13 protein-coding genes are annotated in these 12,038 nt (G+C 68.6%); 8 read left to right on the top strand and 5 right to left on the bottom strand.

Going from position 1 to position 12,038, the window contains the following annotated elements:
- The 4 genes from HV742_RS18340 to HV742_RS18325 all read left to right on the top strand — a co-directional run.
- Positions 1-367, top strand: a 367-nt coding sequence (locus tag HV742_RS18340) for an SPOR domain-containing protein (protein WP_175146076.1), incomplete at its 5' end; no start/stop codon positions are given.
- A gap of 86 nt (positions 368-453) precedes the next feature.
- Positions 454-1,086, top strand: coding sequence for a thiol:disulfide interchange protein DsbA/DsbL (locus tag HV742_RS18335; RefSeq protein ID WP_026383974.1), 633 nt, complete (start codon positions 454-456; stop codon positions 1,084-1,086).
- 162 nt (positions 1,087-1,248) lie between these two features.
- Positions 1,249-2,460, top strand: coding sequence for an ABC transporter substrate-binding protein (locus HV742_RS18330; protein ID WP_175146075.1), 1,212 nt, complete (start codon positions 1,249-1,251; stop codon positions 2,458-2,460).
- Positions 2,439-3,398 carry an alpha/beta hydrolase gene (locus tag HV742_RS18325; RefSeq protein WP_175146074.1) on the top strand — a complete coding sequence of 320 codons (960 nt, stop codon included), beginning with the start codon at positions 2,439-2,441 and terminating at the stop codon, positions 3,396-3,398. The genes HV742_RS18330 and HV742_RS18325 overlap by 22 nt, the downstream gene beginning before the upstream one ends.
- Before the next feature lie 104 nt (positions 3,399-3,502).
- Here HV742_RS18325 and metC read toward each other — a convergent pair whose 3' ends face one another.
- Both metC and HV742_RS18315 read right to left on the bottom strand, forming a co-directional pair.
- Complete coding sequence (gene metC / locus HV742_RS18320) at positions 3,503-4,696, bottom strand: cystathionine beta-lyase (RefSeq protein WP_054419502.1); 1,194 nt, start codon at positions 4,694-4,696, stop codon at positions 3,503-3,505.
- Between the two features lie 81 nt (positions 4,697-4,777).
- Positions 4,778-5,476, bottom strand: a complete 699-nt coding sequence (locus tag HV742_RS18315) for a nitroreductase (protein ID WP_175146073.1) — start codon at positions 5,474-5,476, stop codon at positions 4,778-4,780.
- Positions 5,477-5,554: 78 nt separating this feature from the next.
- On the opposite strand from HV742_RS18315, the gene HV742_RS18310 reads away from it, so the two are divergent.
- A complete protein-coding gene (locus HV742_RS18310) occupies positions 5,555-6,181 on the top strand; it encodes a LysE family translocator (protein ID WP_049070470.1) in 627 nt (208 codons plus the stop codon).
- 100 nt (positions 6,182-6,281) lie between these two features.
- On the opposite strand, the gene HV742_RS18305 is transcribed toward HV742_RS18310, so the two are convergent.
- Complete coding sequence (locus tag HV742_RS18305) at positions 6,282-7,349, bottom strand: MBL fold metallo-hydrolase (protein WP_049070468.1); 1,068 nt, start codon at positions 7,347-7,349, stop codon at positions 6,282-6,284.
- A gap of 73 nt (positions 7,350-7,422) precedes the next feature.
- Between HV742_RS18305 and HV742_RS18300 the strand changes: the two genes are divergently transcribed.
- Both HV742_RS18300 and HV742_RS18295 read left to right on the top strand, forming a co-directional pair.
- The gene (locus tag HV742_RS18300; RefSeq protein ID WP_049070466.1) at positions 7,423-7,806 is read left to right on the top strand and encodes a MerR family transcriptional regulator; all 384 of its coding nucleotides are present in this window, start codon (positions 7,423-7,425) and stop codon (positions 7,804-7,806) included.
- Between the two features lie 10 nt (positions 7,807-7,816).
- On the top strand, positions 7,817-8,149 hold the full coding sequence (locus HV742_RS18295) for a YnfA family protein (RefSeq protein ID WP_006386964.1): 333 nt from the start codon (positions 7,817-7,819) through the stop codon (positions 8,147-8,149).
- 170 nt (positions 8,150-8,319) lie between these two features.
- On the opposite strand, the gene HV742_RS18290 is transcribed toward HV742_RS18295, so the two are convergent.
- A complete protein-coding gene (locus HV742_RS18290; RefSeq protein WP_049070464.1) occupies positions 8,320-9,291 on the bottom strand; it encodes a Bug family tripartite tricarboxylate transporter substrate binding protein in 972 nt (323 codons plus the stop codon).
- 132 nt (positions 9,292-9,423) lie between these two features.
- Positions 9,424-10,602, bottom strand: coding sequence for a M20 aminoacylase family protein (locus HV742_RS18285; RefSeq protein WP_063582417.1), 1,179 nt, complete (start codon positions 10,600-10,602; stop codon positions 9,424-9,426).
- 245 nt (positions 10,603-10,847) lie between these two features.
- Here HV742_RS18285 and HV742_RS18280 point away from each other — a divergent pair, with 245 nt between their 5' ends.
- Entirely contained in the window at positions 10,848-12,026 is a 1,179-nt protein-coding gene (locus HV742_RS18280) for an isovaleryl-CoA dehydrogenase (RefSeq protein WP_049070460.1), read from the top strand.
- Positions 12,027-12,038 lie beyond the last annotated feature (12 nt).

Here is a 12,038-nt window from a genome sequence, read left to right as displayed (position 1 = left end):
GACCTCCAACAACACGCCCGCTGCCGCCCCCGCGCCGGCCGCCAGCGCCCCGCCCACGCCCATCGCCAAGGTGGCGCCGACCCCGGCGCCCGCGGCCAAGGCGCCGGTCGCCAGCGCCGCCCCGACCGCGTCGGCCAATGGCTCGTACTACCTGCAGGCCGGCGCCTTCCGCGGCCAGGACGACGCCGAATCGCTCAAGGCCCGCATCATCCTGCTGGGCCTGCCGGTGGCGGTGCAGAAGGCCGAGGTCAACGGCAAGCCGATCAACCGCGTGCGCGTCGGTCCGTTCGCCCGCCTGGACGACATGAACCGCGCCCGCGGCCGCCTCGGCGAAAACAAGATCGAAACGGCGGTGGTGCGCCAGTAACACGGCGCCCGCATCATGGTTTTTGATTGAACTAATCCGGGCCTGGCCCTGTCTGTAACCTCTTTGTTCAGGAACCTCACCCCATCATGCTGTCCCCCAAGCTCATCCGCATCCTGGCAGCCGCCGCGCTGACCGCCACCGCGTTCTTCAGCCCGGTCAGCCACGCCCAGGGCACCCAGGCCTATGTGCCGATCAATCCGCCGCTGCCGTCGGATACCCCGGGCAAGATCGAGGTCCTGGAATTCTTCGCCTACACCTGCCCGCACTGCGCCGCCATGGAACCCATGGTCGAGGACTGGGCCAAGACCAAGCCCGACGACGTCGTGCTCAAGCAGGTGCCGATCGCCTTCAACGCCGGCATGAAGCCGCTGCAACAGCTCTACTACACCCTGGTGGCCCTGGATCGCCCGGACCTGCACGCCAAGGTCTTCACCGCCATCCACGGCGAGCACAAGCGCCTGATCGACAAGAAGGCCATGGGCGAGTGGGCCGCCGCGCAGGGCGTGGACCGCGCCAAGTTCGACTCGGTGTTCGATTCGTTCAGCGTGCAGACCCAGGTCCAGCGCGCCAACCAGTTGGCCGAAGCCTATCGCATCGAAGGCACGCCGTCGTTCGCCGTCGGCGGCAAGTTCATGACCTCGCCGGTCATGGCGGGCAACAGCTACGAAGGCGCCCTGCAGGAAGTGAACAAGCTGATCCCGATGGCCCGCGGCAAGTGACCCGCGCCTGAATCGCGTTCATGACGACGCCCCGAGCCGACCGGCCGGGGCGTTTTTCATGGGGTCATCCCCAAGGCGCGCGGACGCGGCAAAGCGCCCGCCGCGATATACACTTCCTCCCATAATTATTCGCCGCCACGCGCGGCCTACAAGGGGTGGAAGATGAGACAGCAATTCCTGCGCCGCGCGGCGCTGGGCGTGAGCCTGGCGCTGGCCGGCCTTTCAGCGCAAGCCAATGACGCCGACGGCGTGAAGATCGGCGTCCTGACCGACATGGCCGGCGTCACCGCCGATGCCACCGGGCGCGGCTCGGTCGAGGCCGCGCGCCTGGCGATCGAGGAACTGGGCGGCAGCGTGCTCGGCAAGCCCGTGGCGCTGGTATCGGGCGACCACCAGCACCGGCCCGACATCGGCAGCGGCATGGTGCGCAAGTGGTACGACACCGACGGCGTCGACGTGGTGGTGGACGTGCCCAATTCCTCGGTGGCGCTGGCGGTGCAGGGCATCGCGCGCGAAAAGAAGAAGTTGGTGCTGTTCTCCAGCCCCGGCACCACCGCGCTGACGCAGGCGCAATGCTCGCCCTATGGCGTGCAATGGACCTACACCACCTACGCGCTGTCGCGCGGCACCGCCACCGCCGTGGTCAAGGAAGGCAACAAGCGCTGGTTCATCCTGGCGTCCGATTACGCCTTCGGCAAGCAACTGGCCGCCGACACCGAGACCGTGGTCAAGGCCAACGGCGGCGAAGTGGCGGGCACGGTGTTCCACCCGCTCAACGCCTCGGACTTCGCCTCGTTCCTGCTGCAGGCGCAGGCCTCCAAGGCGCAGATCATCGCCGTCGCCAACGCTGGCGGCGACACCATCTCGGCGATCAAGCAGGCGGCCGAATTCGGCATCGCCAGCGGCGGCCAGAAGCTGGCGGCAATGCTGTTGCTGCTGACCGACGTGCACAGCCTGGGATTGCAGGCCGCGCAGCACACCTACCTGACGGTGCCGTCCTATTGGGACATGAACGACGGCACGCGCGCCTTCACCAAAAAGTTCGAAGCCCGCCTGGGCCGCCCGCCCACCTTCCTGCAGGCCGGCGTGTACAGCTCGGTGCGCCACTACCTGCGCGCGGTGCAGGCGGCCGGCACCACCGATTCGGACGCGGTGATGGCGAAGATGAAGTCGATGCCGATCGACGACCCGTTCAGCCTGAACGCGCACATTCGCGAAGACGGCCTGGTGGTGCGCGACATGATGCTGGCACAGGTGAAATCGCCCGGCCAGTCCAAGGCGCCCTGGGACTACTACAACATCGTGCGCACCATTCCCGGCGACTCGCTCGCCTGGCCCCTGTCGGAAAGCCAATGTCCGCTGGTCAAGAAGTAGGCCCCCTGGCGCTTGCCGATTTCGGCAGCTTCTACGCGGGCGGGCGGCAGGCGCATATCAGCGGCCGCCCGGTGCGCGAGATCGCCTTCACCAAGACCGCCTCGCTGACGTACGACCCTAACGGGCTGTACCACGTCGAACAGGCGTACGTGCAGTACTTCATCCCGGCCGAACGCCGCCATCCGCTGCCGCTGGTGCTGCTGCACGGCGGCGGCATGACCGGCGCGATGTGGGAACAGACGCCGGACGGCCGGCATGGCTGGCTGCAGCATTTCGTGCGTCAGGGCCACGCGGTCTACGTGGTCGACAACGTCGAGCGCGGCCGCGCCGGCTGGACGCCGTTCGAGGAGGTCTGGCCCGATGCGCCGATCGTGCGCAACGCCGAGGAAAGCTGGTCGCTGTTCCGCTTCGGCCGCGCCGAGGACTACGCGCAGCGCCGCGCCTTCGACGGCCAGCGCTTTCCGCTGGCGGCCTTCGACGATTTCATCCGCCACGCCGTGCCGCGCTGGCTGGGCAACAACGATGCGGCGCTGGCGGGCTTGTGCGCCGCGCTGGAACGCATCGGCCCGTGCCTGGTGCTGGCGCACAGCCATGGCGGCGAAGTGGCCTACCGCGCGCTGCAGGCGCGGCCGGAACTGGTGCGCGGGGTCATCGGCATCGAGCCGTCGGGGTTCTCGGCGGAAGTGGACGCGGCGGCGGTGGCGGGCAAGCCCTTTCTGTTCGTCTATGGCGACTATCTCGACGCCACGCCGCTATGGGCCAGGCTGGATGCCGCCGGGCAGGCCTACGCCGACCAGTTGGCGGCACGGGGCGGCCGCGTTACCCGCTGGCGACTGGCCGACATGGGTATCCGCGGCAATTCGCACATGCCGATGATGGACGACAACAGCGACGACATCGCCGCGCGCATCGGCGCGTGGATCGGTGCCAACGCCTGACATACGGCGGCGCCTTGCCGCACGGGCCTTGCGCCGGCCTTCATCCCGGGCGGGGCGAGCGGGGCTGGCGCGCCGGCCGGGCCCGGCCGGCGGTCACGCCCGGGTCAGCCCTTGACCGCCGCGGCCTTTTCCAGCGCCTGGGTCAGGTCGGCGATGATGTCCTGCGGCGACTCCAGACCGATATGCAGGCGCACCAGCGCGTTGTCGCCCTCGCCCCAATAGCGATGGTGCGACAGGTCCTTGGGCGACACCAGTTGCACCAGGCTTTCGTAGCCGCCCCACGAGAAACCGATACCGAACAGTTCCAGTTCGTCGACGAACACCCGCGCGGCGGCCGGCGACAGGCGCAGCTCGACCGACAGCATGCCGTTCGAACCGGTGCAGTCGCGCTGCCACAGCGCATGGCCCGGATCCTGCGGCCAGGCCGGGTGGAACAGGCGCACGGTCTCGGGGCGCTGCTTGAAGAATTCGCAGACCTGCAGCGCGTGGCGCGCGTGCTGCGCCATGCGGATCGGCATGGTGCGCACGCCGCGCAGCGCCAGCCAGGCATCGTCGGCGCTGATGGAGTAGCCCATGGCGTACTGGGTGCGGTTCAGCTTCTTGGCAATCGCCTCGTCATTGGTGACGACCGCGCCCAGCATCAGGTCGGAATGGCCGCCCACGTACTTGGTGCCGGCGATGACCGACACCTGCGCGCCCAGCGTCAGCGGCCGGTAGATGTAGCCCGAACCCCAGGTGTTGTCGGTGGCCAGCACCAGGCCGTGGCGCTGCGCGATGGCGGCCATGGCGCCCATGTCGAGCATCTCGAACAGCAGCGAGCCGGGCGATTCCACGTACAGCAGCTTGGTGTTGGGCTGCACCAGCGCGTCCAGGTCCTCGCCGGCGGCGAAGTAGGTGACGGCGATGTTCATGCGCTTGAGCACGGCATCGTCGAGCTCGCGCATCGGGCCGTAGACGCAATCGGAGATCAGCGCGTGGTCGCCGGCCGAGCACAGCGCCAGCATCACCATCGTCATGGCCGACAGGCCCGACGGCGCCAGATACGCGTGGGTGCCGCCTTCGAGCTGCGCGAAAACCTGCTCCAGCGCCGCGTGCGTGTCCATGCCCATGCGGCCATAGGTGGTGGCGCGGCCGCCGGCGGCCTTGCTGCGCTGGGCCTTTTCCAGGGCCGCCAGGTTCTCGAAACGCACCGTGCTGGCCCGCATCGGCGGCAGCGGCACCGGGGCCGTGCCCGTCTCGGGGTTGAACGGGGCGGTGCCCGCGTGCTGCAGAACCGTATCGATGTGTTTGGTAGCCATCTTCAAGAGGGAATGCGTGCGTATTGGGAGAACCCGAACCGTAGCAGGAACGCGCGCGGCTGTCGCGCCCCCGGTCCGGTGTCAGTCGATCCAGCGCACCGCCGCGTCCAGGTCGGCGCGGCTGGTGCGATAGCTGTTGGCCGGATGCGCGGTATCGGCATAGCCGAACGAGATGGCGCAGACCACGCGCCGATCGGGGCCGATGCCGAGCTGTTCGCGCAGCACCTCGGGATACATCGCCAGCGAGGCCTGGGCCACCGTGGCCACGCCGTTGGCCTGCGCCGCCAGCAGGAAATTGGCGACATAGCCGCCGCAGTCGATGGCGCCGTATTCGCCCAGCGCCTCGTCGGTGGTGATGATGGCCACGTGCGGCGCGTCGAACAGCTGGAAGTTGCGCAGTTCCTGCCGCCGGTAGGCCTCGCGGTCGCCGCGCGCCACGCCCACGGCCCCATACAACTGGAAGCCCGACTCGCGGCGCCGCGCCAGGTAGTCGCCCCGGTACTCGCGCGGGAACGGGAAGTCGGGCGTGAAGCCCGCTTGCCCGGCGCGTTCCACCAGGGCCCGGCTCAGGCGCCGCGCGCCGTCGCCCGAGGCCACCGTCACCTGCCACGGCTGGCAGTTGCACCAGGACGCGGTGCGCTGCGCCAGCGTCAGGATGCGTTCGATGGTGGCGCGCGGCACCGGCTCGGGCAGGAAGGCGCGGCAACTGTGGCGCGCGCGCAGCCAGTCTTCGAGCGCGGCGTCGGGGCGCGCGGCAGCGGATTCGGGTACGGCGGACATGGTGTCTCCTTGGTTTCCTCGTATGATGGCCACTTGATTGCCGGCGCGCAAGGCGCCGCCCGACCCTGGCGAGACCCCATGCTGCCCCTCGATTCCCTGATCGCGTTCTTCGGCATTGCCGTATTGCTGGCCCTCACGCCCGGGCCCGACAACCTGTTCGTGCTGATGCAATCGGCCATCTGGGGCCGCAAGGCCGGGCTGTTCGTGGTGCTGGGGCTGTGCACCGGGCTGCTGGGCCACACCGCCGCCGTGGCGCTGGGGCTGGCCGCCGTGTTCGCGGCTTCCCCTGTGGCCTTCACGGCGCTGAAACTGGCGGGCGCGGCATATCTGGCCTACCTGGCGTGGCAGATCCTGCGGGCGCCGGTGCATGCCGAGGACGGCCAGCGGCCCGAGCCGATGAAGACCTCCGCGCTGTACCGGCGCGGCATCGTCATGAACCTGACCAATCCTAAGGTGCTGCTGTTCTTCTTCGCCTTCCTGCCGCAGTTCACCTCGCCCAAACTGGGTTCGGTGGGCTGGCAGACGGTGCAACTGGGCGCGGTGTTCATGCTGGCCACGCTGCTGGTGTTCGGCGCCATCGCCTTCTTCTCGGGCGCGTTCGGCGAACTGCTGCAACGCTCGGTCACGGCCAAGCGCTGGCTCAACCGCGTCGCGGCGCTGGTGTTCGTGGGACTGGCCGTGCGGCTGGCGACGGCCACGCGCTGAGGCCGCCGGCCGGCGCGAGCCTGGCAAGGGCCGACCCGGCGAAGCCACGCGCGCCGGTTCGCCCGCGGGAGGCCGCCGCGCAACGTGGCTGGGAGCGGCGTCAGGCCGCCTTGAAGCGCACGATGCCGTCCGCGCCTGTGCCGCGCGTCAGCTTGCCTTCGAAGTACAGCGCATGCAGGTGCGCCAGCGCCTCGCCCATGGCGAAGGTCAGCTGGTGCAGGTCGAGCTTGCGCTTGAACAGCACCGGCACGATGTCGGAGGTCGATTGCGGTCCGGCCTTACAGGCCTCCAATACTTCGGCCAGACGGTCGCGGTGATGCTCGTGCTGCTGCGCGATGCGCTCGTGCAGGCCCTTGAAAGGCCGGCCGTGCGAGGGCAGCACCAGCGTGTCGCGCGGCACGTCGGCGTAGCCGTCGAGCGAGCGCAGGTACAGCGGCAGCGGGTTGGCGTCGGGCTCGTAGTCGAACACGCTGACGTTGGTGGAGATGCGCGGCAGCACCATGTCACCGGAGATCAGCACTCCCAGGTCGGGCGAATGCAGTGAGGCGTGCTCGGGCGCGTGGCCGTAGCCGACGATGACGCGCCAGTCGTGCGCGCCGATGCGCACCGCGTCGCCATGCATGATGCGCGTGTAGCGCGACGGCACGGCCGGCACCAGGTTGGGGAAGTAGTTGGCGCGCTGGCGGATCTGTTCCTGCGCGTCCGGATCGGTCAGGCCGTGGCGGGCGAAATGGTCTACCGCCGACTGGCCGCCAGGCCCGGCGCCGGCGTCATTGCGGCGCGACGACCACAGCGACGCGACCATGAAGTCGGTCATGGTCATCCACAGCCGCGCGTCCCAGCGTTCACAGAGCCAGTAGGCCAGGCCGATGTGGTCGGGGTGCATGTGGGTGACGATGACGCGCAGCACCGGCAGGCCGTCCAGTTCGTTCTCGAACACCTGTTCCCACAGCGTCTTGACCTCGTCGCGCGAGATGCCGCAGTCGACGATGGTCCAGCCGTCGCGGCCGTCGATGCGATCGCGCAGCAGCCAGAGATTGATATGATCCAGCGCGAACGGCAGCGGCATGCGGATCCACTTGACGCCCTCGGCCACCGGGTGGGCGCGGCCGGCTTCGGGCTGGAAATCGGCCCAGGGATACTGCAGCTTCTGTTCGTTGGGGTTCATTGCCTCGCTCTCCACGCTTGACGATCGCGTCAAGTCATCATAATTTACGTTTACGTAAACTGCCACACGTCGCATGTCCCCGTCAACCTGGACCATCTCCGAGCTCGCCCGCGAGTTCGACGTCACGCCCCGCACGATCCGCTTCTATGAAGACCAGGGGATCGTCAGCCCGGCGCGCGAGGGCCGCAACCGCATCTTCGGGCCGCGCGATCGCACGCGCCTGAAGCTGGCCCTGCGCGGCAAGCGCCTGGGCCTGCAGTTGTCGGAGATCCTGACGCTGATCGACATGTACGACGGCCCCGGCGACACCGAGGTGCAGTTGCGCCAGTACCTGGCGGTGCTGGCCCAGCACCGCGCCACGCTGGAACAGCAGCGCCGCGACATCGAGGATACGCTGCAGGAGATCGCGGTGCAGGAACGCCAGTGCCGCGAGCTGCTGGCGCAGCAACGAGCCTGAAGCGCCTGACATGGCGATGCTGCAAACCTTCGCGCTGTTCGTCCTGACCGCGCTGGCCGAGATCATCGGCTGCTACCTGCCGTATCTGTGGTTGCGCCGCGGTCATTCCATCTGGCTGCTGGCGCCGGCCGCCGTCAGCCTGGCGCTGTTCGCCTGGTTGCTGACGCTGCACCCGACCGCGTCGGGGCGCGTGTATGCGGCCTACGGCGGCGTGTACATCGGCATGGCGCTGCTGTGGCTGTGGGCGGTCGATGGCGTGCGGCCCAGCGTCAGCGATTATGTCGGCGTGGGGCTGTGCCTGGCCGGCATGCTGGTGATCATGTTCGGGCCCAAGACGGCCTGACCGATTGCCGCGAAGGCGCGTGGGCGCACGACGGGCCAGCGCGCGTTGGCGGGTCCGACTCACGCGGCGCGACGCCGGCCCGCCTCCCCCAAAATGAAAAAGCGCGCTCCCCGTGGAGCGCGCTTTGCATTGCCTGCGCGGCATCCCGGCCGGGATGCGCGGCGCTGGCGTCATTCCGCCTTGATGTTGCCTTCCTTGATGATGCGCGCGTTGTTGGCGAACTCGGCCTGCACCTGCTTGGCGAAGGCGTCGCCGGACGCGGTGCCCGGCTGCAGGTAGGACTTGGTCAGCAGGTCCTTGAACTCGGCGCTGGCCACGGCCTTGGCCAGCGCGGCCTGCAGCGGACCCGACACCGCCGGCGGCAGGTTGGCCGGCGCGAAGATGCCGAAGTTCGAGTAGTACTGCGCCTGCGGCAGCTTCAGTTCGGCCATGGTGGGCACGTCGGGCCAGGCGGCCAGGCGCTCGGGCGCCATCACCGCCAGCGGCTTGAGCGCGCCGCTGGCCACGTGCGGCAGCACCACGTCGGTGTTGACCACCAGCAGTTCGACCACGCCGCCCAGGCCGTCGGTCAGCGCCTGGCTGTTGCCGCGGTAGGGCACGTGCAGCATCCTGGTGCCGGTCTGCGTGGTCAGCGCCGCCATGCCGATGTGGGCCACGGTGCCCTGGCCCGGCGTGCCGTAGCGCACGCCGTCCGGGTGCGACTTGGCGTAGTCGATCAGGCCGGCGAAGTCCTTCACCGGCAGGGCCTTGGTGGCGACGATGGCCACGGGCGCCACGGCCACGCTGGCCACCGGCGTCAGGTCCTTCATCGGGTCGTAGTTGGTCTTGGCCAGGTGCGGGAAGATGGTCAGCGGGCTGGTGGAAGCCAGCAGCAGGGTGGCGCCGTCCGGCTGGGCGCGCGCCACGAAGTCGGTGCCGACCGAGGCGCCCGCGCCGGGCTTGTTTTCGACGATGACGGTGGCGTTGGTCTCCTTGCGCAGCACGTCGCCCAGGCGGCGCCCGATCGCGTCGGCGCTGCCGCCGGCGGTGTAGGGCACGACCAGGGTGATGGGCTTGGCGGGCCAGCCCTGCGCCAGCGCGGCGCCGCCCGTCATGATCGCCAGGGCCGCCCCCGCGGCCGTGAACAGCATCTTCTTTTTCATAGCTTCCTTGTGGTGTTGCGTAGCACTGCGTGAGGTAATGCGTGAAACGGGTAAGGCAAAAGGAAAACTCGTGGTGGCGACAAAGGCAGTGACCGCGAAGGCGACACGCGCGTCGCGACGGCCGCGCGTGAATCAGCCAGCCAGGTAGCGCTGCGTCAGCCGCACCCAGTAGCTCGCGCCCGGCGCGATCAGAGCGTCGTTGAAGTCGTAGCTGGTGTTGTGCAGCATGCACGGGCCCAGGCCGTGGCCGGCCATGCGGTGGTCGCCGTCGCCGTTGCCCAGGAACACGTAGCAGCCGGGCTTGGCCTGCAACAGAAAGGCGAAGTCCTCCGAGGCCATCACCGGCTCGATCACGCGGGCGTGGTCGGCGCCGGCCACCTCGCGCATGACCTCCATGCAGAACGCGGTTTCGGCCGGCGTGTTGATCAACGCCGGATAGCGGCGCTCGAAATAGACCTCGGCCTCGCAGCCGTGGGCGGCGGCGATGCTGCCGGCGATCTCGTGCATGCGGCGCTCGATCAGGTCGACCACGTCGGTGCTGTAGGCGCGCACCGAGCCGCCCAGCCAGGCGCTGCCCGGGATCACGTTGATGACGCTGCCGCCGGCCTGCACCTGGGTGATGGACAGCACGGCGGCGTCCAGCGGGCGCTTGCTGCGGGTCAGGATGGTCTGCAGCGACTGGCCGATGGCGAACAGCGCCGGCACCGGGTCGGCGCAATCGTGCGGCGCGGCGGCGTGGCCGCCCTTGCCGCGCACGGTGATCTTGAAGCCGTTGGCGGACGCCATCATCGGCCCGGCGCAGACGCCGAACGAGCCGGCCTCCAGGCCGGGCCAGTTGTGCATGCCGAACACGGCCTCGCAGGGGAAGCGGTCGAACAGGCCGTCCTGGATCATGGCGCGGCCGCCGGCGCCGCCTTCCTCGGCCGGCTGGAAGCAGAAATAGACCGTGCCGTCGAAACCGCCTTCCTGTTGCAGGTGACGCGCGGCGGCCAACAGCATGGCGGTGTGGCCGTCATGGCCGCAGCCATGCATCTTGCCGTCGTGGCGCGAACGGTGTTCGAACTGGTTCTCTTCCTGCATCGGCAGGGCGTCCATGTCGGCGCGCAACATGATGGCGCGGTCGGAAGCGCCGCGCTTGATGACGCCGACCACGCCGGTCTTGGCGATGCCGGTGTGGGTCTCGATGCCCCAGCCGCGCAGGGCGTCGGCCACCACCTTGGCGGTGCGGTGCTCTTCGTAGCAGAGCTCGGGATGGGCGTGCAGATCGCGCCGCAGCGCCACGATATCGTCAAGATTGGCCAGGTCGGACACCGCTGACTCCGTAACAAAATTTGAAGTTTCAAGGACCCGGGGAATAGTACCCAGGGCGCTTCCCGGGAACGCAAACATTTGCCTAGGGAAAACCCGACTCATATTTACGTTTACGTAAACGTAATATTTGCGCTGCATCATTGCGTAGCCAGCGTCGATCAGCGCATCATGGGGCCACGCGGCGAGATCCGGCGCGATCGCAGGCGCCCATAAGAATGTAAGTACCTACTATCACGGAGACAGCGATGAACCTTCCTGGCCTGAACTTCGACCTGGGCGAAGACCTGGACATGCTGCGCGACGCCGTGCGCACTTTCGCGCAGGCCGAGATCGCGCCGCGCGCCGCCGAAGTCGACCGCAGCGACCAGTTCCCCATGGACCTGTGGCGCAAGTTCGGCGACCTGGGCGTGCTGGGCATGACGGCCAGCGAGGAATACGGCGGCGCCAACATGGGCTACCTGGCCCACATGGTGGCGATGGAGGAAATCTCCCGCGCCAGCGCCTCGATCGGCCTGTCCTATGGCGCCCACTCCAACCTGTGCGTCAACCAGATCAACCGCAACGGCACCCCCGCCCAGAAGGCCAAGTACCTGCCCAAGCTGATTTCCGGCGAACACATCGGCGCGCTGGCCATGAGCGAACCGGGCGCCGGCTCGGACGTGGTCAGCATGAAGCTGCGCGCCGACAAGAAGGGCGACCGCTACGTGCTCAACGGCTCCAAGATGTGGATCACCAACGGCCCCGACGCCGACACCCTGGTGGTCTACGCCAAGACCGACCCCGAGGCGCACCAGCGCGGCATCACCGCGTTCCTGGTGGAAAAGGGCTTCAAGGGTTTCTCGGTGGCGCAGAAGCTGGACAAGCTCGGCATGCGCGGCAGCCACACCGGCGAACTGGTGTTCCAGGACTGCGAGATCCCCGAGGAAAACGTGCTGGGCCAGGTCAACGGCGGCGTCAAGGTGCTGATGAGCGGCCTGGACTACGAGCGCGCCGTGCTGTCGGGCGGCCCGGTCGGCATCATGCAGGCCGTGATGGACGTGGTGGTGCCGTACATCCATGACCGCAAGCAGTTCGGCCAGGCCATCGGCGAATTCCAGCTGATCCAGGGCAAGGTGGCGGACCTTTACACCACGCTGCAGGCCAGCCGCGCCTTCTGCTACCAGGTCGGCAAGAACCTCGACCGCCTCGGCGCCGAGCACGTGCGCCAGGTGCGCAAGGACTGCGCCGCGCTGATCCTGTACACCGCCGAGAAGGCCACCTGGATGGCCGGCGAGGGCGTGCAGATCCTGGGCGGCAACGGCTACATCAACGAATACCCGGTGGGCCGCCTGTGGCGCGACGCCAAGCTGTACGAAATCGGCGCCGGCACCAGCGAGATCCGCCGCATGCTGATCGGCCGCGAGCTGTTCGCCGAGACGGCCTGAGTCCCCCCGGAA

The sequence above is a fragment of the Achromobacter ruhlandii genome, assembly GCF_902859695.1.
Lineage (GTDB): Bacteria > Pseudomonadota > Gammaproteobacteria > Burkholderiales > Burkholderiaceae_B > Achromobacter > Achromobacter ruhlandii.
The sequence above is the reverse complement of the archived record's forward strand: the minus strand, read 5'-3'. Positions and strand labels throughout refer to the sequence as shown.

What these genes read in the sequence shown, in the direction of transcription:
- HV742_RS18310 (WP_049070470.1), top strand. Translation starts at nt 5,555, where the DNA reads ATGCTGCCCCTCGATTCCCTGATCGCGTTCTTCGGCATTGCCGTATTG.
- HV742_RS18280 (WP_049070460.1), top strand. Translation starts at nt 10,848, where the DNA reads ATGAACCTTCCTGGCCTGAACTTCGACCTGGGCGAAGACCTGGACATG.
- HV742_RS18300 (WP_049070466.1), top strand. Translation starts at nt 7,423, where the DNA reads ATGTCCCCGTCAACCTGGACCATCTCCGAGCTCGCCCGCGAGTTCGAC.
- HV742_RS18335 (WP_026383974.1), top strand. Translation starts at nt 454, where the DNA reads ATGCTGTCCCCCAAGCTCATCCGCATCCTGGCAGCCGCCGCGCTGACC.
- HV742_RS18290 (WP_049070464.1), bottom strand. Translation starts at nt 9,291, where the DNA reads ATGAAAAAGAAGATGCTGTTCACGGCCGCGGGGGCGGCCCTGGCGATC.
- HV742_RS18315 (WP_175146073.1), bottom strand. Translation starts at nt 5,476, where the DNA reads ATGTCCGCCGTACCCGAATCCGCTGCCGCGCGCCCCGACGCCGCGCTC.
- HV742_RS18330 (WP_175146075.1), top strand. Translation starts at nt 1,249, where the DNA reads ATGAGACAGCAATTCCTGCGCCGCGCGGCGCTGGGCGTGAGCCTGGCG.
- HV742_RS18305 (WP_049070468.1), bottom strand. Translation starts at nt 7,349, where the DNA reads ATGAACCCCAACGAACAGAAGCTGCAGTATCCCTGGGCCGATTTCCAG.
- metC (WP_054419502.1), bottom strand. Translation starts at nt 4,696, where the DNA reads ATGGCTACCAAACACATCGATACGGTTCTGCAGCACGCGGGCACCGCC.
- HV742_RS18325 (WP_175146074.1), top strand. Translation starts at nt 2,439, where the DNA reads ATGTCCGCTGGTCAAGAAGTAGGCCCCCTGGCGCTTGCCGATTTCGGC.
- HV742_RS18295 (WP_006386964.1), top strand. Translation starts at nt 7,817, where the DNA reads ATGGCGATGCTGCAAACCTTCGCGCTGTTCGTCCTGACCGCGCTGGCC.